We start from the raw sequence: 26,641 nt of genomic DNA on the forward strand, positions 1-26,641 counted from the left end.
GGCTCACTCCTACAGGGGAATGCATTCCAATTGTAGGAGTGAGCCTGCTCGCGATAGCGGTCGATCAATCAACAAATCTTTCAGGGTTCAGCGCACCGCCTCAAACAACCCCGTAGCGCCCATCCCGCCGCCCACGCACATCGTCACAATCCCGTAACGCAAATTACGCCGCTGCAACTCCCGCACCAGATGCCCGACCTGCCGCGACCCGGTCATGCCGAACGGGTGGCCAATCGAAATCGAGCCACCGTTGACGTTGTACTTGTCGTTATCGATCTCCAGCCGATCACGGCTGTACAGGCACTGCGAAGCGAACGCCTCATTGAGTTCCCACAGATCAATGTCCGCCACCTGCAAACCTTTCGCCTTGAGCAGTTTCGGCACCGAGAACACCGGGCCGATGCCCATCTCGTCCGGCTCGCAACCGGCCACGGTAAACCCACGGAAAAACGCTTTCGGCTTCAGCCCCAATTCCAGGGCTTTTTCCAGACTCATCACCAGAGTCATCGACGCGCCATCCGACAATTGCGACGAGTTGCCCGCCGTCACCGAACCGTCTTCAGCGAACACCGGTTTCAACCCGGCGAGGCTTTCATAAGTGGTGTCCGGGCGGTTGCAGTCATCGCGATCAACCACGCCGTCGAGAATTTGCACTTCGCCAGTGTTCTTGTCTTCAACGCGATATTTCACCGACATCGGCACGATTTCATCGTTGAACAGTCCGGCCGCCTGCGCCTGAGCGGTGCGGATCTGGCTCTGCAACGAATAGCGATCCTGCGCTTCACGGCTGACGCCATAACGTCGCGCAACCACTTCGGCAGTCTGGCCCATCGTGTAATAGATGCCCGGCGACTGTTGCTTGAGCAGCGGGTTGATCAGGTGATCGGTGTTGACGCTTTTCATCGTCAGGCTGATCGACTCGACACCGCCGGCGACGATGATGTCGCTGCAACCCGAGGCGATCTGGTTGGCGGCAATCGCAATCGCTTGCAAGCCCGACGAGCAGAAACGGTTGAGGGTCATGCCGGCGGTGCCGGTGCCCAGACGCGAAAGCACCGCGACGTTGCGGCCGATGTTGTAGCCCTGCGCGCCTTCGTTGGAGCCGGCGCCGACGATGCAATCCTCGACGCTGGCCGGGTCGATGTCATTGCGCGTCAGCAGCGCGTTGACGCAGTGCGCCGCCATGTCATCGGGGCGGGTCTGGTTGAACTTGCCGCGAAAGGATTTGGCCAGGCCAGTCCGCACGCTGTCGACGATCACCACTTCACGCATGGCATACCTCATTGTTGTTGTCGGTTGAGAGTGAACCGAGCATAAGTCCACCCCATTGCCGACCGCGACAATCATTCACCCCGCGTATGCGTGTCCATCGGTTCAGTCCTTGTGCTTTTTCGCGTGCTTGTCGGATTTCTCGAACGCGTCTTCGAGTGCGCGGTTGATCGTGCGCAGCACTTTCACTCGCGCCCAGCGCTTGTCGTTGGCCTCGACCAGCGTCCACGGCGCGATTTCGGAACTGGTGCGATCGACCATATCGCCGACGGCGGCGCGGTAGTCGTCCCACTTGTCGCGGTTGCGCCAGTCGTCCTCGGTGATCTTGAAGCGCTTGAACGGGATCTCTTCGCGCTCCTGGAAGCGCTCCATCTGCGTGTCTTTGTCGATGGCCAGCCAGAACTTGACGACGATCACCCCGGCGTCGGCCAGCTGCTCCTCGAAGTCATTGATCTCGCCATACGCACGCAGCCAGTCCGCCGGTGTGCAGAAACCTTCAATGCGCTCCACCAGCACTCGGCCGTACCACGAACGGTCGAACACGGTGAATTTGCCGCGCGCCGGAATATGTCGCCAGAAACGCCAGAGGTACGGTTGCGCACGCTCCTCTTCGGTCGGCGCGGCAATCGGCACGATGTTATATTGGCGCGGATCCAGCGCCGCCGCGACCCGACGGATCGCCCCGCCCTTGCCCGCCGCATCGTTGCCTTCGAACACCGCGACCAGTGCATGGCGACGCATGCGTTTGTCGCGCATCAGCCCGGACAGGCGCGCCTGTTCGGTGATCAGTTGCTCTTCGTAATCTTTCTTGTCCAGACGCTGGGTCAGGTCGAGGCTGTCGAGCAGGTTCAGATGATCAACGGGTGTGCCCAGCGGCGCGGCGCTGACATCGTGGGGATGCACGTCCGGGCGTTTCAGCGCACTTTGCAAACCTTCAAGGAGAATCTTGCCGACGGCCAGACTGCGGTAGTTCGCATCCATGCCTTCGATCACATGCCACGGCGCGTAATCGCGACTGGTGCGGCGCAGCACGCGCTCGCCGTATTTGACGAATTTGTCGTAGGTCTCCGATTGCTGCCAGTCGAGCGGGCTGATGCGCCAGCTGTGCAACGGATCGTCGGCCAACGCTTTGAGTCGCGCTTTCATCTGCTTCTTCGACAGGTGAAACCAGAATTTGAAGATCAGCGCGCCTTCATCGCAGAGCATCTTTTCCAGACGCTCGGCGCCAGCGATCGCTTGATCCAGACGTGGATCCTTGAACAAACCGTGGACTCGCCCCTGGAGCATCTGGCTGTACCAGTTGCCAAAGAAAATCCCCATCCGCCCCTTGGCCGGGAGCATCCGCCAGTAACGCCAGGCCGGTGGCCGCGAGAGTTCTTCGTCGCTCTGTTGGTCGAAAGTGCGCACCTCGATCAGGCGCGGATCCATCCACTCGTTGAGCAACTTGACTGTCTCGCCCTTGCCCGCGCCTTCGATGCCGTTGATCAAAATGATCACCGGGAAACGCTTTTGTTGCTGCAACTCGAACTGGGCTTCCAGCAGCGCTTCACGCAATGCCGGGACGGCGGCCTCGTAGGTGTCTTTGTCGATGGCGTGACCGATTTCAGCGGATTCAAACATTGGATGGCTCCTTCCAGGGTTCAGCAAGACTAGCGGATGATGACAACCTCTGAACAGATCGCAGCCTGCGGCAGCTCCTACACTGGAATGCAATCCACCCTGTAGGAGCTGCCGCAGGCTGCGATCTTTTGACATTTTCCATGGCCCCCTGGATCAGACCTTGCCATGGATCAAGCACCCCTCGCCCGATCGGCTAGAATGGCCGCCTTGACGTTGCCGAGCCTGCCATGAAACCCGTATTGCCCCACGCCCAACTCGATTGGGATGAACAGGGACGCCCGCGTTCGCGAGTGTTTGATGACGTGTATTTTTCCGACAAGTCCGGTCTGGATGAAACCCGTTATGTGTTCCTCGAACAAAACCGCCTGGCCGAGCGTTTTGCTGCGCTGCCGGCAAGCGGTCGCCTGGTTATCGGCGAAACCGGTTTTGGCACCGGGCTGAATTTTCTCTGCGCCTGGCAGTTGTTCGCACAACACGCCGTGGCCGGGGCGCGGTTGCATTTTGTCAGCGTCGAAAAATACCCGTTGAGCCCGGCCGATCTGCAACGGGCATTGGCCTTGTGGCCAGAACTCAAACCGTTGGCCGATCAATTACTCAAGCATTACGTAGCCATCCATCAAGGCTTTCAGCGCATCACTCTGGCCGACGGTCGCGTGACGCTGACCCTGTTGATCGGCGATGCACTGGAGCAATTGCCGCAACTCGATGCGCAGATCGATGCATGGTTTCTCGACGGCTTCGCTCCGGCGAAAAACCCCGACATGTGGACCGCCGAACTGTTCGTCGAACTGGCGCGACTGGCGGCACCCGGCTCGACCATCAGCACCTTCACCAGTACCGGTTGGGTGCGCCGTTTGCTCAACGCCGCCGGCTTCAAAATGAAACGCACGCCGGGCATTGGCCATAAGTGGGAAATTCTGCGTGGCGAGTTCCTCGGTTGGCCGTCAGACGTTGCGCCACCCGCCCCGGAAAAACCGTGGTTCGCCCGCCCTGCCCCAGTGACAGGCGAACGTCGTGCACTGGTAATCGGCGCCGGTCTCGCTGGATGCGCCACGGCTTCAAGCCTCGCCGCACGCGGTTGGCAAGTCAGTCTGCTGGAGCGCCACGATGGCGTGGCGCAAGAAGCCTCGGGCAATCCGCAGGGCGTGCTGTATCTGAAGCTCTCCGCCCACGGCACCGCGTTATCGCAATTGATCGTCAGCGGTTTCGGCTACACCCGTCGCTTGCTGGAAACCCTGCAACGCGGCACCGATTGGGACGATTGCGGCGTGCTGCAACTGGCGTTCAATGCCAAGGAAGCCGAGCGCCACGCACAATTGGCCGCAGCCTTCCCCGAAGATTTACTGCAATGGCTCGATCAACCCGAAGCGCAACACCGCGCCGGCATCGATCTGGATCACGGCGGTTTGTACTATCCCGAGGGCGGCTGGGTGCATCCACCGGCGCTGTGTCAGGCGCAAGCCGCGCAGCCGAACATCGAACTGCTCAGCCATCGTGACGTACTGGAACTGCGCAAAGTCGACGATCAGTGGCAAGCCTTCGACGGTGACCGCTTACTGGCCAGCGCACCGGTCGTGGTGCTGGCCGGCGCCGCCGAGATCAAACGTTTTGCGCAAAGTGCCGAGCTGCCGCTCAAACGCATTCGCGGGCAAATCACTCGCCTTGCCGAGACCGCAGAAAGCCAGGCCCTGACTACCGTGGTTTGCGCCGAAGGCTACGTCGCCCCGGCACGTTTGGGCGAACATACCCTCGGTGCGAGCTTCGATTTCAACAGCGACGACCTGACCCCGACCATCGCCGAACACGAAGGCAATCTGGCGATGCTCGAAGAAATCTCCAGCAACCTCGTGTCGCGTCTGCACATCAGCGAACAGCCTGTCGAAAACCTCCAGGGCCGCGCTGCCTTCCGCTGCACCAGCCCCGACTATTTGCCGATCGTCGGCCCCCTCGCCGACCGCGAAGCGTTCGATCAGGCATACGCCACGTTAGCCAAAGATGCCCGCCAGGTTCCGGACGTGGCCTGCCCGTGGCTTGACGGGCTCTACGTCAACAGCGGCCACGGTTCTCGCGGCCTGATCACCGCACCGCTGTCGGGTGAATTGCTCGCCGCCTGGCTCGACAATGAACCGTTGCCACTGCCGCGAAGTGTCGCTGAGGCGTGCCATCCCAATCGCTTTGCGCTGCGCCGTCTGATTCGCGGCAAGTAGCTATTACCCTTGGGGCAAGGCGCAGATCCCCAGATTAACCAAACGTATCGCATCGTCGCTCAGGCGTGTCAGCACAGCTTCCTCAGCCAGCTCGCGCTGGAACCTGATCGCATCCATCTGACTGAGATAATCGGCGGAACTGAGTGTGCTCGCCTGTTCAAATACGGCATCCAGCTGCGGTGAAAACGTCTCGTCAATGTTGGAGAACTGGCGACTGAACGTGCGTTTGAGGTAATCGCACCAGAATGACTGGCGTTGCAGGAACGTCACCCACTGCGCTGAAGCTTCAGCCGTAATGATCCTGTTCTTCGCAATGTCCAGATCAGCACGGGTCACACCGCCCAGTAATGCATAACGCATGAACCGCGGCTGCCCCGGCAGATCCAGGTCATCGGCGAGACCGGTGCGATACGCGAGGTTGACCTCCAAAGGATCGGCGCTCGGATTCTTGTCGGCATGTTCTTGAGCGATCTGGTTCAACTGATCCAAACGGAACAGACCACGGCCGAGTTTGATCAGGGGTTTGGCACCATTTACCCGACCTTCAGCAGGGCTGATCACCCTGTCGACTTCAACGGCGATTTCCAGATGACTGAAGTTTATCGCTGCACTGTCCGTACAGTTGATCGGATTGGCCGCCAGATCGAGGATCTGTTCGTACAACGGCGCTCGCTGCTCCGCCGCTTCGAGTACTGCCCAGACCCGCCGATGCATGTCCTTGGTCGCTTTCTCGGAATCGGCGGTATGACTGAGTTCCGCCAGCAGATGGAATAATCCTTCGGCCCTCGGATCATCCTTGAATGCAGTCCAGATTCGGTTACGACGATTCCAGTCCTCCCCCGCGCCGTCAGTGAACCAGAGCGATCGCGCCTGGTTTTCGTCGAGGCGGGCATTATCGTTATCCAGATAGCCCATACCGACGCCGATGTTTTCCCGGTAATTCGACAGGTACGTGCTGCTGACGTCGGACAATGGATTGAATCGCAGGTTAAGTGCCTCACTGAAACGGCGCGGGGTTGTGAAGAGCCAATCCGGCAATACCTTTATTTCGTTGTTGCGCAAATCCACCCAGTCCGGATCCGGCAAGCGTGCCAGACCTTTGGGCAATTCCGTAGCACCGGTCTCGCGCAGTGCCAGAGAGCGCAATTTCAACATATGACTGACATCCGGGGTTGCCCCCAGCGGATTGCCGCTCAGATTCAAACTGTGAAGCGTGCGTAACTGGCTCAGCTTCAACAGCGTCTGCTCGGTCAGCCTGATCTGGTTACCCGCCAGGCTCAACCGACCCAGATCAGGCATGAACGACAGAATTTCCGGCAGCCGAGTGAGCTTATTGCGATCAAGCTCCAGCGTTTCAACTTGCTTGAACGAGCGAAGGAAATACGCGATATCGTCGCCTTGCTCCATGTTCCTCAACGACAATCGTTTGATGTGGTCGAACTTCAGACCAGGTGGCAGGGTGGGCAGTTTGCCGACTCGCATGCCGTCCAGATTCAAGGTACAAACGGGTTGGCCATTGGCGTCTCTGACCCATAAGAGTCGCCGAAAACTGTCCTCAATCAGTTCAGCGGTGGCTTTGCGACTATGACGCACCTCTTGCCCATCCCCGCCGAGCGCCCTTATCGCGGGCTCATCCTCGCTCCAGAGTTCCAGTACATCGCGCAGGCTGCGCAGATCCTCACGCAACGCTTTAACACCGGTTGCCCGGGTCAGCGGGTCGTTGCCCAACTGATCGATCAATTGGCTGGCCTGGGCTTCGGTGTAGCTGGGGAAAAGCCTCAAGACTTTGCGCAGCAATGCTCGCGGATGAGTCGTCGTCATCACTTGATCGGCCTGCACACAAGCCGGCTCGAAAACAACAGGCTCAGACTTGCCGGAGATCAACATCCGCGCAGTCACCTCGCGCTCGTCCAGTGCAGCTTCAAGCAGCTTGTTGCGTAGTCGAGCCCCATCAGCAGGCACCGGATCGGGGAAACCGGCGGCGGCACGTTGCGCAGGAGTCAGCGCCTTGAGAATGGCTTGATAGCGATCGTCAGCCCCCGCTTCAACCCGTCCCAGCGATTTGCTGTCGCCATCAAACACCTCATACCCGCCATTGGATTTAACCAAAGTGCGGGTGTTCAAGGGCGTCGCCGGCTCGACACCAATCGCTTCCAGCAAAGGCCCTTTCAGGGTTTTTTCTCGTACCTCAAGCCGCAGTTGTGCATCCCAGCCGCTCAGGCGTGGCAGTAACTGTATGGCCAGCTTTTCAGTGTCCGGATTGGCCAATACCGGCAAATGAAGCCCGATCAGCGCACGATCAACACGTACCTGATGGGTCGCGGCCCTGACCTTCTGCGCCAGACCGACAGGCACTCGACCGGTAGAGCGTAGGTGCAGACGCTCGACACTCGGCGCTTGATCGATAAGACGCTGCGCATGGCGCGCCGGCAGCTCGACAAACGTATTGCGCAGCTTCTGCACATCGTCAGCCTCGATCCGGTCATAGCGTTCATACATTCGCTGGAACACCGCCGGATGATCAGCCTTGAGCCGTGAGCCGAGTTTTTTAGCGAGAATCTCGCGCTCGTTCTGACGACCGGGATTGCCCCCCAGCAAGGCATCGACTTCCTTCTGATGCAAACCATTGATCACCGTTTGCAGCAATTGACCTTCGGCCAATTGATCTTCAGTAATCACCACACTGAGACGATCATCGCGCACCGTGGTGAGGGGGTAGGTTGCGGTGACTTCGCCCGCGGCATCGGTGACCGCGATGTAACGGTCTGTAGGCCAGCCGGGCAGCTTCGACAACGCACGCAGCTGTTCATGCACAGGTTGCGCTGAGTGGGTTTCGCCCCGCTCAAGCTCGGCGATGAGCACGCGTAACCGTCGCTCCGTACGCAGTCGCTCCACGCTGTCGCGCAGCCGGGATGACAGCGGCAGATTGTCGTGCAAGGCACGCTGCAACGCTTCGTAGCGGTCGCCGCTGATCCTGCGCATCATGTCCAGTTCGGCATCGGTAAAATCACACAGCTGTGGATCGATGCGTTTGAGGGTATACGCCGCGCTGCGCCACTGTTCTGTGTCTTCGGCCGGAGTGCGCCAGCCACCTTCGACGTGACGTTCAAGTACAGGGGAGAACGCTTCAGGGCGTCCAGGGTGTTGCAGGCGCCAGGTACGCGATGTCGAATCGAAAGTGCCCGCAAGGATCCGGTGCCCGACGCGGCCGTACTCCGTGCTGCCGATCTGATGCAGTTCTTCGGTTCCTTCAGCCAGCGTGAATCCGCGCGGAAGGTCATGCTCGTAAGGGCTTAAATCAGGTTTCCACAGGCGTGGTTTGCCGGCCTGATTGTAAATCGCGGTGAACTGGCCGAAGAACGCCGGATGTGAACGCACCAGATGGCGTCCGAGCGTGCCAACGACTTTCTGGCCACCCGCGAACACGCCCATCAGTGCAATATTTTCCGCCACGCTGAGCAGGTGTGACAGCGCTTCCTGCTGGTCGCCCCGCTGCCAGTCCTCGATGCCTTCATACACCTCGCCAAGCAATTGCCCTACCGCAACGCCCATCATCAGTTGGCCGAGTACCGGTACAAAAAATCCTGCTACGGAGGCAACGGTGACACCGAGCTGGAGAAAATCCAGCAGACGTTTGCGGCGTGCATCGTCATCAATGTCGGCGGTCGGCACCGCCAGTTTGCGTGCATCAACCTGCATTTTGCCTACGTGACTTTGCATCATGAACTCGAACAGCGGCACCGTGATCGGCAACGACTTGATGGATCCCAGCTCAGCGGAATCGGCGACAGCCTTGAAAAAATCTGCCTTGTCATCTTCATCAATGCTGTTGGCGAAGTAATCCTTGTAGCGCCGATCCTTCAACTTTTGCGTCAGGTACTGTTTGAACGCATTGAAGCTCGGGTACTCGTACAACGCGCGCTCGGGCTCTCCCGCCATATACACCAGGCACGGTTCCTGAGGATGCGATTCGAACGAATGGGCGCAAAACACCACGACACCCCAGACGCAGCTGTCGAACATCTCCAGGCCTTGCATCGTCAGTGTCTGTTTTTTGTAGAGCAGCGTTGCCGCCGACACCACACCCTCGGCGTCAATAAGCCGTTGCACAGTCTGCAAACCGGCAGGGGTGATGTGATTTTTGATGGCGGCGAGTTGGGTGTCCAATTGCAACGACAGATTTTTCATGTTCGCTATGTCGTGAACCATGGCGTTGCGCACCACGGCCTTGTCGTCACCCCCCAAAGGCCCGAAGACCTGCTGAAAATGCGCCTGGTAGCGTTTACCAAGATCCAGCTCTCGGCATAGTCCGGCAAAGGCCGCCACAGTCAAACCGCTTACGCCGCCCGGAGTGCTTTGTACGACGACCTGACTGCCGATGGGAAAATCGCCGGCTGCTTCCTCTTCGGTGAAATTCTGCATGGCGGCCTGTAGCAACGTCTGCGTGGCCGCCGGAAAGGTTTTTACGCCGTTTTCATCTGTCGATATCGGCTCGCAGCCGCAATCGGCACCGGGCAAGCTCAGAAAATCCTTTTCTACGTCGAAATCCACCGGCCATTTCTGGCGCAGCGCAACGTTCAGTTCATCGATACAAAAGGAGTGCAACGGCTTGAGCGTGGCCAGTTCCTTTTCGACTGTCAGTTGAACGGCATGCAACTCTCGAGTGGTTCGATCAATCGCCGCGAGTTGGGTGGCTGAACATTTCAGCAAAAAAGCGGGCAGGTTTTTTTGCAAGGCTTCGGCGCTGTCCAGATCGCCAGTGGCGTCGAGCAACGTGTTCAAAGTCAGATCTTGAGACTGCGTTTTTATTTCCGTGGTCGGCATCTGCAATAGTCCTTTATTGCGGGTTCGAACGACGACCATATCAATACCGAGGAAAAATAAAAAACCTAAAAAAACGGCTGAAACCCCGGTAATCCAACAGTTTTTTGCACCGATAAAATATCTATATACCGCCATTTGAATTCGATCATTTGGTAAGTGGTGCGGCGCTCGCTTTGTCATTACGCGTTGTCGGATACACGCGCTTATAACTCATCGTTCTAAAACTCCCACAACCGCACCGGGTCAGTTTCTGAGTACCGGCCATGTCGGCCGCTGAAGAAATACCCTCCCCAACGGAAAAACCGGTAAGGACTTTATGTGCGGATTAGCTGGCGAGTTACGTTTTGATCAACAACCTGCAGACCTTGCAGCCATCGAGCGAATCACCCATCACCTGGCGCCTCGCGGCCCTGACGCGTGGGGCTTTCATGCTCAAGGGCCGATTGCCCTTGGCCATCGTCGCCTGAAAATCATGGACTTGTCGGACGGTTCGGCGCAGCCGATGGTCGACAGTCAACTCGGCCTGTCGCTGGCCTTCAACGGCGCGATCTACAACTTCCCGGAATTGCGCGCTGAGCTCGAAGCGCTGGGCTATGCCTTCTATTCCGGTGGCGACACCGAAGTGCTGCTCAAGGGCTACCACGCCTGGGGCGAAGCGCTGCTGCCGAAACTCAATGGCATGTTCGCCTTTGCCATTTGGGAGCGCGATGCCAAGCGTCTGTTTATCGCCCGTGACCGTCTCGGCGTGAAGCCGCTGTACCTATCGCGCACCGGTCAGCGTTTGCGTTTTGCCTCGGCCCTGCCGGCGCTGCTCAAGGGCGGCGACATCAACCCGATCCTCGATCCGGTGGCGCTCAATCACTACCTGAATTTCCACGCCGTGGTGCCTGCGCCGCGCACCTTGCTGGCCGGTATCGAAAAACTGCCGCCAGCGAGCTGGATGCGCGTTGAAGCCGATGGCACCACCGAGCAGAAAACCTGGTGGACACTGCCTTACGGCCCACACGACGACGAGAAAAATCTGACGCTGGAAGACTGGGTCGACCGCGTGCTGGACAGCACTCGCGAAGCGGTGGCGATTCGTCAACGTGCCGCCGTCGATGTGGGCGTGCTGCTGTCCGGCGGTGTCGATTCGAGCATGTTGGTCGGTCTGTTGCGTGAAGTCGGCGTGGAGAATCTGTCGACCTTTTCCATCGGTTTTCAGGATGCCGGCGGCGAGCGCGGTGACGAGTTCCAGTATTCGGATCTGATCGCCAAACACTACGGCACTCAGCACCATCAGCTGCGCATCGACGAAAAAGAAATCATCGAGCAACTGCCCGCCGCGTTCCGCGCGATGAGCGAGCCGATGGTCAGCCATGACTGCATCGCCTTTTATCTGCTGTCGCGTGAAGTGGCCAAGCACTGCAAGGTGGTGCAGAGCGGCCAGGGCGCGGATGAGCTGTTCGCCGGTTATCACTGGTACCCGCAAGTCGACGGCGCGGCCGACCCGTACGCGGCGTATCGCAACGCGTTTTTCGACCGCAGTTATGACGACTACGCCGCCACCGTACAACCGAAATGGCTGACCGCGAATGACGCTGCCGGCGACTTCGTAAAGGAACATTTCGCACAGCCCGGCGCAGATGCCGCTGTGGACAAAGCGCTGCGTCTGGACAGCACGGTGATGCTGGTCGATGACCCGGTCAAACGTGTCGACAACATGACCATGGCCTGGGGCCTGGAAGCGCGTACGCCGTTTCTCGACTACCGACTGGTTGAACTGTCGGCCCGTGTGCCGGGCAAATTCAAGCTGCCCGATGGCGGCAAACAGGTGCTGAAAGAAGCCGCGCGCCGGGTCATTCCGAGTGAAGTGATCGACCGTAAAAAAGGCTATTTCCCGGTGCCTGGCCTCAAGCATTTGCAAGGCGACACGCTGAACTGGGTGCGCGAACTGCTGCTCGATCCGAGTCAGGATCGCGGCCTGTTCAACCCGGCCATGCTCGACAAACTGCTGACTGATCCGCAAGGCCAATTGACGCCGTTGCGCGGTTCGAAACTGTGGCAACTGGCGGCCCTGAACCTGTGGCTCAGTGAACAAGGAATCTGATCGATGAAACCCCATGCCACGGCCATCAATCAGCGCCTGATTCGCGGTCAGACTCCGTCCTATGAACGCTTGCAGGCACGGTTGGCCGAAGATGGCAGCACCCTCGCCGCCGACCCGATCGCAGTACATTGCGGTTGGGGCCGGTTGCTGATCGGCCACACCTTTCCTGACCCGGCGTCGTTGGCGCAGGAACTGCTCAACGAGCAGCCCGGCGAACGCGATATCGCGCTGTATGTGGCTGCGCCGCAGCAGATTCTCGGGCTGGAACCGACGCAGCTGTTTCTCGATCCGTCCGACACGTTGCGTTTGTGGTTCAGTGATTATCGTCAGGCTACTCGCGTGTTTCGCGGCTTCCGCATTCGCCGCGCGCAGAACGAGGCGGATTGGCAGGCGATCAATCTGTTGTATCAGGCGCGCGGCATGTTGCCGATCGACTCCACCCTGCTCACCCCGCACCATCAGGGCGGCCCGGTGTATTGGCTGGCCGAGGATGAGGACAGCGGCGCGGTGATCGGCAGCGTCATGGGCCTGAATCATCACAAGGCGTTCAACGATCCGGAAAACGGCAGCAGCCTGTGGTGCCTGGCGGTTGATCCGCAGTGCTCGCGGCCGGGTGTCGGCGAAGTGCTGGTGCGTCATCTGGTCGAGCATTTTATGAGTCGCGGTCTGAGCTATCTCGATCTGTCGGTGTTGCACGACAACCGTCAGGCGAAAAACCTCTATGCCAAGCTTGGTTTTCGCAACCTGTCGACCTTCGCCATCAAACGCAAAAACGGCATCAATCAGCCGCTGTTTCTTGGCCCTGGGCCGGAGGCGCAGTTCAATCCGTATGCGCGGATCATCGTTGAAGAAGCGCATCGGCGCGGCATTGACGTGCAGGTCGACGACGCCGACGCCGGGTTGTTTACGCTCAGCCATGGCGGCCGTCGCGTGCGTTGCCGTGAATCGCTGAGCGACCTGACCAGCGCGATCAGCATGAGCCTGTGTCAAGACAAAAGCCTGACGCACAAAGTACTGAAAGCGGCCGGCCTGAACCTGCCCTCGCAGCAACTGGCGGGCAATGCCGACGACAATCTGGCCTTTCTCGATGAGCATCAACGGGTGGTGGTCAAGCCGCTCGACGGTGAACAGGGTCAGGGCGTCGCGGTGGATCTGCAGAACATCGAAGAGCTGCAGCAGGCTATCGAAGCGGCCAAGCAGTTCGACAGCCGAGTGCTGCTCGAGAGCTTTCATGAAGGCCTTGATCTGCGAATTCTGGTGATCGGTTTTGAAGTGGTCGCAGCAGCGATTCGTAAGCCGGCGGAAGTGGTTGGCGATGGTCAGCATTCGATCGGCGCGTTGATCGAGGCGCAAAGTCGACGTCGGCAAGCGGCCACCAGTGGCGAGAGCAAGATTCCACTGGATCACGAAACCCAGCGCACCTTGCATGCGGCCGGGTATGACTACAGCAGCATTCTGCCGGCGGGTGAGCATTTGTTTGTGCGCCGTACCGCGAATCTGCACACCGGTGGCACGCTGGAGGATGTGACGGCGATTCTGCATCCGACGCTGGTCGACGCGGCGGTGCGTGCGGCGCGGGCGCTGGACATTCCCATGGTTGGCCTCGATTTGATGGTGCCGGCGGCGGATCAGCCGGAGTACGTGTTTATCGAGGCCAACGAGCGCGCCGGGTTGGCCAATCATGAACCGCAGCCGACGGCTGAGCGGTTTGTTGATTTGTTGTTTCCGCATAGTCAGCCGGCCATTTAACCCCTTCCTGATCGTTCCCACGCTCTGCGTGGGAACGCCTCACCGGACGCTCCGCGTCCATTTGGGACGCAGAGCGTCCCGGGCTGCATTCCCACGCAGAGCGTGGGAACGATCAGTGCTCAACCCATCAGGAGTTTCCATGACCCCACAAATCCCCGAACCGGATCTCAACTACCTGCAAAAAGTCCTCCTGGAAATGCTCGCCATTCCCAGCCCGACCGGCTTCACCGACACCATCGTACGTTACGTCGCCGAGCGTCTCGAAGAACTCGGCATCCCGTTCGAAATGACCCGGCGCGGCACCATCCGCGCCACGCTCAAGGGCAAGAAAAACAGCCCTGACCGCGCAGTCTCCGCACACCTCGACACCATCGGCGCCGCCGTCCGCGCGGTGAAAGACAACGGTCGCCTGACCCTCGCCCCCGTCGGTTGCTGGTCGAGCCGTTTCGCCGAGGGCAGCCGTGTCAGCCTGTTCACCGACAACGGTGTGATTCGCGGCAGTGTGTTGCCGTTGATGGCGTCCGGGCATGCGTTCAACACCGCGGTGGATGAAATGCCGATCAGCTGGGATCACGTCGAATTGCGTCTGGACGCCTACTGCGCGACCAAGGCCGATTGCGATTCGCTGGGCATCAGTGTTGGCGATGTGGTGGCGTTTGACCCGCTGCCGGAGTTTACCGAAAGTGGCCACATCAGCGCCCGTCACCTCGATGACAAGGCTGGCGTTGCTGCGCTTCTGGCTTCGCTGAAAGCCATCGTCGACAGCGGTCAGGAACTGATGATCGATTGCCATCCGCTGTTCACCATCACCGAAGAAACCGGCAGTGGCGCGGCGGCGGCATTGCCGTGGGACGTCAGTGAATTTGTCGGCATCGACATTGCGCCGGTCGCGCCGGGACAGCACTCCAGCGAACACGCGGTGAGCGTGGCGATGCAGGATTCCGGCGGGCCGTATGATTATCATCTGTCGCGACACTTGTTGCGGCTGGCCAGTGAAAATGAGTTGCCGGTAAGGCGCGATTTGTTCCGCTATTATTTCAGCGATGCGCATTCGGCGGTCACCGCCGGGCACGATATTCGTACCGCGCTGCTGGCGTTTGGTTGCGATGCGACCCATGGTTATGAGCGTACGCACATCGACAGTCTGGCCGCGCTGAGCCGATTGTTGGGCGCGTACATCTTGAGCCCGCCGGTGTTTGCCAGTGATGCGGCGCCGGCGAATGCTTCGCTGGATCGCTTCAGTCATCAGATTGAACATGACACGCAGATGGAGAGCGAAACGCGGGTGCCGCCGGTGGATAGTCTGGTGGGGCAGCGTTCCGATAATTAATGTGACCATTAGGCCGCCTTCGCGAGCAAGCTCGGCTCCTACAGTTGACCGCGTTTCCTGTAGGAGCTGAGCTTGCTCGCGATGAGGCCGGTACTGACTACACAAAACTGGCAGCCAACCGGCAATCGCCGTAGCATCCCGACATTGATTCAGCCGAGGTGCCCATGCTCATCCCTTACGACGCTCTTGAAGTCGACACCCTCACCCGCCTTATCGAAGATTTCGTCACCCGTGACGGCACCGACAATGGCGATGACACGCCGCTGGAAACCCGCGTGCTGCGCGTACGTCAGGCGCTGACCAAAGGCCAGGCGTTGATCGTCTTCGACCCGGAAAGCGAGCAGTGCCAGTTGATGCTCAAGCACGACGTGCCCAAGCATCTATTCGACTGAGATCCTCAGCGGGCCCCTTCGCGGGCCTGTTTGCGCTGGATTCGTTCATAGACTTCGGCGCGGTGCACATTGACCTTCTTCGGCGCTTCGACGCCAAAGCGCACGCTGGAGCCGTTGACGGACAGCACGCGCAGGGAAATGTCGTCGCCGATGGAAATCAACTCACCGACAACACGGCTGAGTACAAGCATGAGGTTCGTCCTTCAGGGGGTGGCAAACCCTGAAGATGCGCGGCTTGCCGGCGCGCCACAATGTGTGGCCGGCAATTCAGTCTTGCCCTACAGCTTGGCAAGCCCTTGGCTGTCAGACGCTTCCGACAAATCGATAATTCAGGCAGCGGAAAACCGCGGCCCGAACAGAATCACGCTGGCGCCGATCACGCACAGCGCCACGCCGATCCAGTCCGAACCCAACGGACGCACGCGCTCGACCACCATCAGCCAGCCAATCGACGCGACGATGTAGATCCCGCCATAAGCGGCGTAGGCGCGACCGGCATAGTTGGCTTCAACACGGGTCAACAACAACGCGAACAACGTCAGGCTGAGCAACGCCGGGATCACCCACAACGCACTTTTGCCCTGACGCAGCCACATGAAGAAAGCGTAACAACCGGCGATTTCAAACAGCGCCGCGAGGAAGAACCACAAGTAATTGAGCATTGACGCGTCTCGACAGGGTGACCATTGCGGCCACCCTAACGACGCAATCCGCTGCGGGCAAGGTCAGCCGTTGTTCTGTTTGGCCTTGGCGCGCATTTTCTCCGCCATCGAGGTCATTTCGTTGTAGAGCAGTTGCGGGTTTTTCTGCTTGATCGCCCACGCCATGCGCCCTTGTTCGTGAGGCAGGATCATGAACTCGCCGGCAGCGACTTGCTGGTAGATGTAGTCGGCGATGTCCGCTGCGGTAATCGGCGAACTCTCTAGCAACTTGCCGACCGCCGCCTTCATTGCCGGGGTCGGGCCACGGAAAGAATCAAGCAAGTTGGTCTGAAAGAACGATGGACAGACCACATGCACGCCGACTTCCTGTTGCGCCAGTTCAATCAACAGACTTTCCGAAAGCGCCACGACACCAGCCTTGGCGACGTTGTAGTTGCTCATTGCCGGGCCCTGCATCAGCGCGGCCATCGAGGCGATGTTGATGATCTTGCCTTTGCTTTGTTCGAGCAGCGGCAGGAACGCTTTGCAGCCCTTGACCACACCCATCAGGTTGATCGCGATCTGCCAGTCCCAGTCTTCCAGCGACAGTTCGCTGAAGAAACCGCCTGACGCGACGCCGGCGTTATTAACGATGATGTCGATGCCGCCAAGTTTTTCTTCGCAAGCCTGTGCGAAGGCTGTGAGTTGGCTGTAATCACGCACATCGCAGCGCTGGATGAAGCCGTCGCCGCCCGCCTCGCGCACCATTTTCAGGGTTTCCTGCAGGCCGGGTTCGCTGACGTCGGACAAGGCCAGTTGCCAGCCTTCACGCGCCCAGCGCAGCGCGATTTCGCGACCCAGGCCTGAGCCCGCGCCAGTGATCATCATGCGATTTTGCATAGCAGACAGCCTTGTTGTTCTGGGGAAGATGCGCGGAGTGTAGCGAAGGTTGTGTGTGCGCCCACGCTCCATCAAGTTGCTGAATGGAGGATCAAAAGATCGCGCCGTACACGAATTCCTGTAGGAGCTGCCGAAGGCTGCGATCTTTTGATCTTTCGCTTTAAAGGAAATAACCGACTAATCCAAATACATTAAAAAAACATTGAATTTTCTTTCATTCGCACCAGTCGGATTTTGTAAGCCGTCTGGAATTACTTAGTCTCCAGTCGCCCCTTGAACACCAAGACTTCTCGAACTCTCTCAACAAGGAAATCGACATGGGCACAATTCTTATCATTATCCTGATCCTGTTGCTGATCGGTGGTCTGCCGGTCTTCCCGCACTCCAGAAGTTGGGGTTATGGTCCGTCGGGCATCATCGGTGTGGTGCTGGTCGTGCTGTTGGTGCTGTTGCTACTGGGTCGGATATGACCCTCTAGCCGGCAAAAAAAAAGAGGCCCTTTTCAGGGCCTCTTTTTTATTGCGCGGACTTTTACTTTACAGCGCTTAGTCCGGCTTGCCGTTAATCACACCGGCGGTGTTGTCCATCAGGCTCTTGGTCGCCGTTTGCAGGAACGCTTCGAGTTTGTGTTTCAACTCGGCAGCGCGTGGTGCATCCGGAATAACCTCGGCACTTGGGGTGGCGCCCAGTTGGTACTGATAGACCTTCGCCGACATGTCCTTGTCTTTCGGCAGTACCAGAATCTGGTCTGCGGTGACGATGGCAGTGGTCTGCTCGCTGCCCGACGGCTTGATCACACCGAAACCGGTGTCGCCTTCGGGCAGGTTGAGCAGGTCACGGCCCCAGCACTGGTGACGCACTTCGCCACCGAGGCGACCCATGATGGTCGGTACGATGTCGATCTGCGTGCCCACGGTGTGGTCACGGGTGCCGAACTTCTCCTGGATGCCCGGCGCGATCATCAGCATCGGCACGTTGAAGCGGCCCAGATCCATTTCGGTGATCTGACGCTCATTGCCGAAACCGTGGTCACCGACGATGACGAACAGGGTTTCCTTGAAGTACGGCTCTTTGCGCGCCTTCTCGAAGAACTGACCCAATGCCCAGTCGGAGTAACGCATGGCGGTCAAGTGTTCGTTGAGGCTGCCACGATCGGTGACGCGCTCGACCGGCAATGGCGACGGCAAGGCGTATGGCGTGTGGTTGGACAGGGTTTGCAGCAACGCATAGAACGGCTTGCCGTTTTCACGCGCCTTCAACTCGACCAGACCGCGATCGAACATGTCCTGGTCGGACACGCCCCACGTTGGATCGGAGAACACCGGATCGACGAAATCGTTACGGCCAACGAAGTTGGTCATGCCCTGGTTGCTGAAGAAACCCGACTGGTTGTCCCAGGCGAAGTCACCGTTGTAGACATAGACGTCGTCGTAGTCACGGTGGCTAAGCAACTGCGGCAGGCCGGACAGTTTGTGGCTGCCTTCCGGGGTCTGCATCAGGTATTCGAAACCCGGCAGGTTCGGGAAGCAGGCCATGGTCGCGAACATACCCTGGTGGGTGTGCGTGCCGTTGGAGAAGAAACGGTCGAACAGCAGGCCTTCCTTCGACAGTTTGTCGAGGTACGGCGTGATGTTGCCCGGCGCGCCCAATGCACCGACCGAGTGACCGGCCATGCTTTCCATCAGGATCACGACAACGTTCTTGATCGGCAGGGTCTTGTCGGCCGGCGGTGTGTAATCACGGCGCACGGCGGCAATATCAGCGTCGACCAATTTGTCATCCGGCATCACCAGCATCTCGCGCACCACTTTCTGCGCTTCTTCTTGCGGCAGTGTGGCTTTCCAGATGTTGTCGCGGTCTTCGCCCATGCGGTCTTTCGCAGCGGCGATCAGCGACAGCGTACCGTTGAGGCCGAGCTGGTTGGCGAAGTTGGAATCGGTGGTGTACACGTCACCCCAACGCATTGGCGGGCCCTGACGCAGGGTGCCACGCGCGGCAACCACGCAGATCAACAGGCACACCACGAACACCGCAGCGCGGGTGTACCACGGCGCCACCTGACGGCTGCTGACGGTACCGCCGCTGAACGGCCCGCGCGGACGCGTTGCACGATCAGCGCCTTTGAACGCCAGGGTCAGAATCACCGTGCCGACGACCCACGCCAGCAGATAACGCACCACCGGGAAACCGTACCAGAGCATGCTCATCACGGTTTTCGGGTCTTCTTTCACGTACTGGAACACCAGACCGTTAAGGCGCTGGTGGAACTCACGGTAGAAGTCCATCTCCATCAGGCCGAGGAACAGCGCGATGCTCGAAGCGATGGTAAGCCACAGACGGAAGAAACCGCGTGCTGCCATGGCCCGTGCGCTGAACAGCGCCAGTACCAGCGGAATGCACAGGTAAACCACCAGGCGCAGGTCGAAACGCAGGCCGTTGGCGAAAGCTTCGAGGAACGTCGAAGCGGGGGTATCGAGGATCATCTCGCGGTTGTAGACCAGCAGCGCGAGGCGCAGCACGGAAAACATCACCATCATGACCAGCGCACAAAGCAGCGTGTAGGCCAGATGCGATTTGACGGTCGGTTGCAGCAGGCGAGCAGAAGATCGCTGCTGATTCAGGGCGTCCGGGTTTGCCATGTCGTTTTAGGACCCATTAGTTGAAGTTGCAAAAATACAGCGGCGCCCTGCCCTCTATTGGCCATTCCAGGCCCCGGGGCGTGCGCGGTGCGCAAATGTTGCACGATCGTTCGCACCATTGCCATTGATTACTGCCCCGCCGCCAGACAGTTTCATTTCAAGCGGCAGCAGACAGCGGCAACGTGCAAACAGCGCGGGCGAATTGTCTGGAACACTTTGTGAAAATTTCGTGCAACGCATATCTGGAAACACAATATAGATACAAAACAAAACGCCCCGAATCGGTCGGGGCGTTTTGTGTAGAGCGGGCTGATTACTTCTCGGCGCGTTCTTTCAGAGCTTTGAGGGTGTTGAACGGTGCGTCGACCACGAACTTGTTGGCAACCATCGCCGGCACGCTGCCGCCTGGCTCGGTGTGCACTTGATAGGTCACTTCAACCTGATCACCTTTTGGTACGAACTTCCAGAAGCCTTTGACCTGTTCAACACGAACGAAGCCTTTTTCTTCCGGAATGTACTTCGGCAGGCCTTCCAGGTTGCGGGTCAGGCTGCCGTCGGCGCCTTCAACGGTGGTGACTTTCAGCACCGAGTCACGCGGGGTGACTGGCCAAGGCGTGTTGAACTGGGTGTAAGTCCAGCTCTGATCGCCTTCGTGTTTGAGCAATTTCTGGGTCTTGCACTCGTGAATCCAGGCGCAGGCACCGGAGACGTCTTCCTGCAGCGCGCGCAGTTTGGCGACGGTGGTCTTCATCAGCGCGACGCCCTGATAGGACTTGTAGTCCGAACCCGGCACTTCACTCAGCGAAACCTTGATGCCGTCTTCGTTCTTGGCGACCTTCCAGTCTTCCGCCTGGGCAACCGAGGTGGCCAGCACAGCGGTCAAACCACACAACACAGCGATACGATGCAGCGAACCCATAGTCTTATTCCTTATTGTTGAAGTTCCGTTCGTTTGACACATCACGCCGCCGTCATTTGTTCCCACCAGCCGATCAGCCTGATCGCTTCTTCCGAGCTGCTGCCGCAGACTTCAATGTCGGCCGAGAAGCCGGAACAGACTGCCGGGCGCTCGGGGCGGCCGAAAATATTGCACAGGTTTTCGACCGAGAGTTGCACGCAACGTTCGCCGGCAGGTTTGCCATCAGGCATGCCGGGAATCGGCGAACTGATGGAGGGGGCGATGCAGCAAGCGCCACAGCCTTCACGGCATTTCATGACGAACATTTCCTCGCGACGGGCGATGTGTAAAAGGGACGCGGAACAGAGTAACCGCTAAAACGGCTGTTTTAAATTGCCTGAACCGGGGTTTTTAGCGATTACTGAATGTGACTGACCAGTCTCCGACAAAGCGTCTGGTCTGCGGGTCACAGCAACGTGCTGTTTATTGCTTGAATTCGAAATCGAGCGCCGCGCCTTCCACTTCCCGACGCTCTTCGTTGCGCAGCTGCAACTGCATTTCGTTGCTGAGCAGACGGCCATTGAGCTGGAACCCAGTGTTTTTCTCGCCGAACATCTGCGGCAGGATCGGCTCGCGCTTGGGCATCTCGACGGAGCCCTTAGGCTTCAACTCTTGAACCATGTCTTTGGGCAGGCTCAGATCGAGTTTGGTCGACGGCAGCGGGGTTTTCGCCACTTCACGGGCGGACTTCGATTTGGAAGCCACCGGTGGGCGTTTCTTCACGATTTTCTGCTGGGCTGGTTTCGCAGCTGCGGCCTTCTTCACTGCCGGCGCTTTTTTCGCCGGCGTGGTCGCTGCCGGTTTTTCCGGGCCAGACGCCATGACATCGGGCACATGGCCGATCAGCAGCAGGCAAAGCACAACCCAGGCGGCAGGAAAAATCGCTTTCATGAACTCCAACGACATTAACGGCAGAGGGCCATATGCTGGCCTGTTGCACGTCACATGACAAGCATGACGCGCCGTTCGTTCAGAAACCGCCCGCCGTTTCCTGACACAGTTGCGTTGCCAGCAAGCCCAGCGTCATCAATGCCCGCTCCGCCTCGCGGTTCCACGGAATCCCGCAATTCAGGCGGATACAGTGGTTGAACTGCTCGGTATTACTGAAGATCAGCCCCGGCGCGATACTGATGCCCTGCTGCAAGGCACGCACGTGCAAGTCCTGCGTATTCACCCTCCCCGGCAAGCTCACCCAGAGAATGAAACCGCCGGTGGGCCGGGTCATTTGCGTGCCTTCGGGGAAATACTGCTGCACCGCCAACTGGAAAGCGCTGAGATTCTTGCGGTACTCCTGACGGATGTAGCGCAAATGCCGGTCATAGCCGCCGTTTTCCAGATACGCAGCAATCGCCATCTGCGTGACGCTGCACGCTGAATGGGTGCTGAAGGTCTGCAGACGCTGGATTTCTTGCTGATACTTGCCGGGAATCATCCAGCCGATACGCACGCCGGGCGACAAGGTCTTGGAAAAACTCGAACAGTAAATAACCCGATCCAGTCGATCGTAAGCCTTGAGCGCTTTGGTCTTGCCCTGCTCGAACATCAATTCGCCATAGATGTCGTCTTCGACGATCTGGATATCGAAATCCGAGGCCAGTCGCAGCAACTGTTTCTGGCGCTCTTCGGGCATGGTGCCGCCCAACGGATTGCTTAGGCGCGTGGTCAGCACCAGCGCTTTGATCGACCATTGGTTGGCCGCCAGTTGCAGAGCTTCGAGGCTCATGCCGGTGGCTGGATCACTCGGGATTTCGATGACTTTCAAGCCAAGCAGATCAGCCAGTTGCAGCAAGCCGTAATAAGTCGGCGACTCGGCGGCGATCAGATCACCCGGACGGGTCAGCACGCGCAGCGACATCTGCAAGGCATCGACACAACCGTGGGTGATCACCACTTCTGACGGATCGACGACGACACCGGCGTCGCGCATGCGAATTGCCACTTGCCGGCGCAACGGTTCGAAACCGGGGCTGAACATGTAACTGAACGCGCGCGGGCTGTGGAATCGGGTGACTTTGGCCAGTTGCTGATGCAGTGCGCGCACCGGCAAATAATCGACGCTCGGTACGGCGGCACCCAACGGGAACACACCTTCGCGGCGCGACTCGACCAGTACCTGTTGAATGATGCTGCTGCGCGTCACCAGACCCGGACGTTCAACTCGGGCAATGTCTGGCGTTGGCGCGGTCAGTGCGGGGGTCTGGTGGACGTAATAACCGGACTGCGGGCGGGCGCGAATCAGCCCCTGATCTTCAAGATTGGCGTACGCCTGCAACACCGTGGCATGGCTGACGTTGAGCTGCGAACTCATCTTGCGCACCGAAGGCACGCGCTCCCCCGGTTGATAGACACCACGGCGGATGTCTTCGGCCAGTTGTTGAGCAATACGTTGGTAGAGCAAGAGATTGGTCATGACGCAGCACTCGATTTCACGGGCATTTTATTCTTGTGTGAAACAATACCGGAACAGTTTAGAAGTGTACTGGGACAGTTGCCACAATACTCGACCATACAGTGCAGTGTCTGCCCCCGACTGTACCGATTTGCGAGCCAATCGACAGACGTAAAAAAGCCCGGCGCTGCATGACAGGCCGGGCTTTGTAGGAGCTGTGTAGGAGCTGTGCAGGAGCTGTGTAGGAGCTGCCGAAGGCTGCGATCTTTTGATCTTCAAAAAGAAAAGTCAAAGATCGCAGCCTTCGGCAGCTCCTACAGGGCTTTGCGTTGCTTAGCGGGCGGCGCCGAGCTGGCCTTTTTCGTCGGAGAAGACAATTTCCACGCGACGGTTCTGTGCGCGCCCACGCTCGGAAGCGTTGACGTCCACCGGGTATTCGTCGCCGTAGCCTTCGACCTGAATGCGTTTGTCCTCGATACCGAGGTCCATCAATACATCGGCCACTGCTTGCGCGCGGTCGCGGGACAGCTTGAGGTTTTCCTGCTTGCCGCCAGTGCTGTCGGTGTAACCCTCGATGCGCACTACGCGTTTCGGGTTCAGTTGCAGGAACTGGACGATTTTCAGTACGACACGGTTGGCCGAGTTTTTTAGTTCCGCTTCGCCCGTGTCGAACAGCACGTCGCCGAGGGTCATCACCAGACCACGGTCGGTCTGCGTAGTGGCCAATGCGACGATCTGCTCTTCGAGCCATTTGCCTTGCTGCTGCACGCTGAGCAGTTTCGATTCGCGCAGGGCCAGTTGCAGGCGCTGACGTTCGAGTTCGAGCTTGGCGATGCGTTCTTCGTTGAGCACCTGATTGGTGTGCTCGCGGGCGATTTCGCTGTAGCGCTGGCTCAGGTAGGCGTAATGCACCACATCCGAACCGCTACCCCAATAGGTCGACAGGCGATCGGCGCGGGCCAGGGATTCCCCGGCGCGGATCACGTCTTTCGGCGCGATGCGCAGCACGTTCGAGTCTTCTTTGACTTTCTGGAAGTCAGCGCCCGCTTCTTGCAGCGCGGATTCGCTGTGTTGGCCGGCGCAACCGAAAAGGCTAGCACAACCGGCGAGGATCAGACCGCCAAGGACTTTCGACTTGAGGCTCATTGAGCATCTCCCAGTTGCTTGCGCAGACGGACGATGCGGGTGTTGAGCACATTCACCTGTTCTTCACTTTTTTGCGTCAGCACCTTGGCTTCGGCCAGACGCGCATCCAGTTCGGCCTGTTCGGCACGCATCCGCGCATTGCGGTAGGACTCGTCGGCCATGTTGCCCTTGGCTCGATCGTATTTGGTTTCGGCCAGTTTCATTTCCGGCACATCATCAGCGGTGGCACCGACAGCCTTGGCCTGGGTGATGGCCTGCTCGGTGAGGCGCATTTGTTCGTTGGGTGCCGGATCGCTGGCGCAACCGGCCAGAGCCAGAACGGCCATCGCCGCGAAAAGAGGTCGAATACTCACTAAGAATCCCTACTGTTTTGGGGCACTGACAGGTTGTTGCGGCTGTTGCTGCTGCGCCTTCCAGCGCTCGATATTGCGTTGCAGCACGGCTTCCGTCAGTCCGGACGCGGGCAATTCTGTCATCTTTTTGGCTAGCTGTCCGCGCAACCACGGATCGTTGCAGGCCGAGTTATGCGAAACCGCGAGGAACAGGCCCGGGCGGTCGATGGGTTGCTCGAACGCCAGCAGATCATTGGCCATGCCCAATGCCTGCGCGGCGGCCATGCCCGAGTAGCGGCCGGCGAGTACATATTCCACTTCGCCAAGGAGCAATTTCTGCAGGGCCTGGGTGAGGTTGGCCGTCTTGGTCAGGGTCAGATTCTGCTCGGCGAAAGTACCGAATCCCTGCGTCATTCGAGACTTTTCCGACAGCGCGCCCGCGTGACCCTGCAGGTCTTTGGCTTCGCTGTAGACCAGTGTCGAGCCTTTGCGCGTCCACACCAGGTAGTCATTTTCTAGCAGCGGCGGATAGATGTAGTCGAGGTTTTCCAGCTCATTGAAGGTCAGCGGCGCGTCGGCGAGCATGTCCATGCGCCCGCTGCGCACTTCGTCGAGGGCTTGCGAGCGTTTACCGGCGTAGAGCAACTCGACTTTGATGCCGAGATCCTTGGCCACTTGTTGAAGCAGGTCGGCACTGGCGCCAATCAGTTGCTTGGGATTTTGCGGATCCTGCCACAGGTACGGCGGCGCATCCGGGCTGCCGGTGACGACGAGGCGCTCGCACTTGCCAGCGGCCACGGCCAAACCGGGCAACAGGGCCAAACCCAACAACCATCCGCAGCGCAGATCCATGGCGAAACGCTCCCACTCAAATCCAAGACAAAAAAAAGCCCGACCAACAGGCCGGGCTCTTTATAAGTGAAGCCGCCGGTTTAAACCAGCTTCTCCAGCTCAGGTACTGCTTCGAACAGATCCGCCACGAGACCGTAATCGGCCACCTGGAAGATCGGCGCTTCTTCGTCCTTGTTGATCGCAACGATCACTTTGGAGTCTTTCATGCCGGCCAGATGCTGGATCGCGCCGGTGATACCGACGGCGATGTACAGCTGTGGCGCAACGATTTTGCCGGTCTGACCGACCTGCATGTCGTTCGGTACGAAACCTGCGTCGACGGCGGCGCGCGAAGCACCCACCGCAGCGCCCAGCTTGTCGGCCAGAGCGTACAGGTGTTTGAAGTTGTCGCCGTTCTGCATGCCACGGCCGCCGGAAACGACGATCTTGGCAGCGGTCAGTTCTGGACGATCGGACTTGGCCAGTTCTTCGCCAACGAAGCTCGAAGTGCCCGCGTCGTGTGCAGCGCCGACGGCTTCAACAGCCGCCGAACCACCTTCAGCAGCAACCGGGTCGAAACCGGTAGCACGCACGGTGATCACTTTGATCGCAGCGGTCGATTGCACGGTAGCGATGGCGTTACCGGCATAGATCGGGCGCTTGAAAGTGTCAGCGCTTTCGACCGAGATGATCTCGGAGATCTGGTCAACGTCCAACTGAGCAGCAACGCGCGGCAGGATGTTTTTGCCGTTGGAAGTGGCGGCAGCCAGGATGTGGCTGTAACCAGCGCCCAGCTCAGCGACCAGCGGAGCAACGTTTTCCGGCAGCTGATGCGCGTAAGCCGCGTTATCAGCGTTCAGGACTTTGCTCACGCCAGCGATTTTCGCTGCGGCTTCAGCCACGGCGCCAGCGCCTTGGCCTGCAACCAGAACGTGGATGTCGCCGCCGATTTTGGCAGCAGCAGCCACGGTGTTCAGTGTGGCCGGGGCCAGCACTTTGTTGTCGTGTTCAGCGATTACCAAGATAGTCATGATTAGATTACCTTCGCTTCGTTTTTCAGTTTCTCGACCAGTTCAGCCACCGACTTGACCTTGATGCCTGCGCTGCGTGCAGCCGGCGCTTCGACTTTCAGGGTCTGGTTGGTGGAGGCGGTGGAAACGCCCAAAGCGTCCGGAGTCAGCACTTCGAGAGGCTTCTTCTTGGCTTTCATGATGTTTGGCAGGGACGCATAACGCGGCTCGTTCAAACGCAGGTCGGTGGTGACGATCGCCGGCAGTTTCAGGGAAACCGTCTGCGCGCCGCCGTCGATTTCGCGAGTCACGGCA

At 59.0% G+C, this 26,641-nt stretch carries 22 protein-coding genes; 6 read left to right on the top strand and 16 right to left on the bottom strand.

The annotated features are described in order from the left end of the window. Positions 1-87: 87 nt before the first annotated feature. Together ACIP66_RS18700 and pap are read right to left on the bottom strand one after the other, a co-directional pair. Positions 88-1,272 carry a thiolase family protein gene (locus tag ACIP66_RS18700; RefSeq protein ID WP_212543758.1) on the bottom strand — a complete coding sequence of 395 codons (1,185 nt, stop codon included), beginning with the start codon at positions 1,270-1,272 and terminating at the stop codon, positions 88-90. 102 nt (positions 1,273-1,374) lie between these two features. Beyond that, the gene (gene pap / locus ACIP66_RS18705) at positions 1,375-2,889 is read right to left on the bottom strand and encodes a polyphosphate:AMP phosphotransferase (protein ID WP_159811527.1); all 1,515 of its coding nucleotides are present in this window, start codon (positions 2,887-2,889) and stop codon (positions 1,375-1,377) included. A gap of 227 nt (positions 2,890-3,116) precedes the next feature. On the opposite strand from pap, the gene mnmC reads away from it, so the two are divergent. Next, positions 3,117-5,096, top strand: a complete 1,980-nt coding sequence (gene mnmC / locus ACIP66_RS18710; protein WP_400649844.1) for a bifunctional tRNA (5-methylaminomethyl-2-thiouridine)(34)-methyltransferase MnmD/FAD-dependent 5-carboxymethylaminomethyl-2-thiouridine(34) oxidoreductase MnmC — start codon at positions 3,117-3,119, stop codon at positions 5,094-5,096. A 3-nt stretch (positions 5,097-5,099) separates the two neighbouring features. Here mnmC and ACIP66_RS18715 read toward each other — a convergent pair whose 3' ends face one another. After that, positions 5,100-9,878 (bottom strand): NEL-type E3 ubiquitin ligase domain-containing protein, encoded by a 4,779-nt coding sequence (locus ACIP66_RS18715; RefSeq protein ID WP_400649847.1) that lies wholly within the window; start codon positions 9,876-9,878, stop codon positions 5,100-5,102. A gap of 358 nt (positions 9,879-10,236) precedes the next feature. Here ACIP66_RS18715 and ACIP66_RS18720 point away from each other — a divergent pair, with 358 nt between their 5' ends. The 4 genes from ACIP66_RS18720 to ACIP66_RS18735 all read left to right on the top strand — a co-directional run bounded on the left by ACIP66_RS18720 (position 10,237) and on the right by ACIP66_RS18735 (position 15,480). Further along, the gene (locus tag ACIP66_RS18720; protein WP_212548994.1) at positions 10,237-12,009 is read left to right on the top strand and encodes an N-acetylglutaminylglutamine amidotransferase; all 1,773 of its coding nucleotides are present in this window, start codon (positions 10,237-10,239) and stop codon (positions 12,007-12,009) included. Positions 12,010-12,012: 3 nt separating this feature from the next. Beyond that, positions 12,013-13,758 (top strand): N-acetylglutaminylglutamine synthetase, encoded by a 1,746-nt coding sequence (gene ngg, locus ACIP66_RS18725; RefSeq protein ID WP_400649850.1) that lies wholly within the window; start codon positions 12,013-12,015, stop codon positions 13,756-13,758. Positions 13,759-13,897: 139 nt separating this feature from the next. Continuing rightward, on the top strand, positions 13,898-15,088 hold the full coding sequence (locus ACIP66_RS18730; protein WP_212543763.1) for an osmoprotectant NAGGN system M42 family peptidase: 1,191 nt from the start codon (positions 13,898-13,900) through the stop codon (positions 15,086-15,088). Positions 15,089-15,252: 164 nt separating this feature from the next. Continuing rightward, a complete protein-coding gene (locus ACIP66_RS18735; RefSeq protein WP_003192759.1) occupies positions 15,253-15,480 on the top strand; it encodes a YheU family protein in 228 nt (75 codons plus the stop codon). A gap of 5 nt (positions 15,481-15,485) precedes the next feature. On the opposite strand, the gene csrA is transcribed toward ACIP66_RS18735, so the two are convergent. From csrA to ACIP66_RS18750, 3 genes are all read right to left on the bottom strand, one after another. Beyond that, a complete protein-coding gene (gene csrA, locus ACIP66_RS18740; protein WP_053122506.1) occupies positions 15,486-15,671 on the bottom strand; it encodes a carbon storage regulator CsrA in 186 nt (61 codons plus the stop codon). Between the two features lie 138 nt (positions 15,672-15,809). Beyond that, complete coding sequence (locus ACIP66_RS18745) at positions 15,810-16,142, bottom strand: YnfA family protein (RefSeq protein ID WP_053122508.1); 333 nt, start codon at positions 16,140-16,142, stop codon at positions 15,810-15,812. Between the two features lie 63 nt (positions 16,143-16,205). Beyond that, entirely contained in the window at positions 16,206-17,021 is an 816-nt protein-coding gene (locus tag ACIP66_RS18750; RefSeq protein WP_053122510.1) for an SDR family oxidoreductase, read from the bottom strand. A 311-nt stretch (positions 17,022-17,332) separates the two neighbouring features. Between ACIP66_RS18750 and ACIP66_RS18755 the strand changes: the two genes are divergently transcribed. Beyond that, positions 17,333-17,491, top strand: a complete 159-nt coding sequence (locus ACIP66_RS18755) for a DUF3309 family protein (protein ID WP_169432680.1) — start codon at positions 17,333-17,335, stop codon at positions 17,489-17,491. Between the two features lie 75 nt (positions 17,492-17,566). On the opposite strand, the gene ACIP66_RS18760 is transcribed toward ACIP66_RS18755, so the two are convergent. The 10 genes from ACIP66_RS18760 to ACIP66_RS18805 all read right to left on the bottom strand — a co-directional run. Further along, entirely contained in the window at positions 17,567-19,660 is a 2,094-nt protein-coding gene (locus tag ACIP66_RS18760; protein ID WP_053122512.1) for an LTA synthase family protein, read from the bottom strand. A gap of 313 nt (positions 19,661-19,973) precedes the next feature. Beyond that, the gene (locus tag ACIP66_RS18765) at positions 19,974-20,579 is read right to left on the bottom strand and encodes an START domain-containing protein (RefSeq protein ID WP_053122514.1); all 606 of its coding nucleotides are present in this window, start codon (positions 20,577-20,579) and stop codon (positions 19,974-19,976) included. Positions 20,580-20,620: 41 nt separating this feature from the next. Then, complete coding sequence (locus tag ACIP66_RS18770; protein WP_053122516.1) at positions 20,621-20,875, bottom strand: YkgJ family cysteine cluster protein; 255 nt, start codon at positions 20,873-20,875, stop codon at positions 20,621-20,623. Between the two features lie 166 nt (positions 20,876-21,041). Further along, positions 21,042-21,509: a translation initiation factor 2 gene (locus ACIP66_RS18775; RefSeq protein WP_400649858.1), complete on the bottom strand. Its 468-nt coding sequence runs from the start codon at positions 21,507-21,509 to the stop codon at positions 21,042-21,044. A 79-nt stretch (positions 21,510-21,588) separates the two neighbouring features. After that, positions 21,589-23,028 (bottom strand): PLP-dependent aminotransferase family protein, encoded by a 1,440-nt coding sequence (locus ACIP66_RS18780; RefSeq protein ID WP_053122520.1) that lies wholly within the window; start codon positions 23,026-23,028, stop codon positions 21,589-21,591. A 312-nt stretch (positions 23,029-23,340) separates the two neighbouring features. Then, entirely contained in the window at positions 23,341-24,153 is an 813-nt protein-coding gene (locus ACIP66_RS18785) for an OmpA family protein (protein ID WP_122592114.1), read from the bottom strand. After that, a complete protein-coding gene (locus tag ACIP66_RS18790; RefSeq protein WP_172680141.1) occupies positions 24,150-24,506 on the bottom strand; it encodes a DUF4398 domain-containing protein in 357 nt (118 codons plus the stop codon). Before ACIP66_RS18790 ends, ACIP66_RS18785 begins: the two co-directional genes overlap by 4 nt. Positions 24,507-24,515: 9 nt before the next feature. Then, positions 24,516-25,337: a substrate-binding periplasmic protein gene (locus ACIP66_RS18795; RefSeq protein WP_400649863.1), complete on the bottom strand. Its 822-nt coding sequence runs from the start codon at positions 25,335-25,337 to the stop codon at positions 24,516-24,518. Positions 25,338-25,417: 80 nt separating this feature from the next. Next, complete coding sequence (locus tag ACIP66_RS18800; protein ID WP_400649865.1) at positions 25,418-26,347, bottom strand: electron transfer flavoprotein subunit alpha/FixB family protein; 930 nt, start codon at positions 26,345-26,347, stop codon at positions 25,418-25,420. A gap of 2 nt (positions 26,348-26,349) precedes the next feature. Further along, the coding region (locus ACIP66_RS18805) for an electron transfer flavoprotein subunit beta/FixA family protein (protein ID WP_400649867.1) at positions 26,350-26,641 on the bottom strand (292 nt) is incomplete at its 5' end.

Origin of the sequence: Pseudomonas sp. NPDC088429 (assembly GCF_044753305.1) — a bacterium.
Classification (GTDB): Bacteria; Pseudomonadota; Gammaproteobacteria; order Pseudomonadales; family Pseudomonadaceae; genus Aquipseudomonas; species Aquipseudomonas rustica.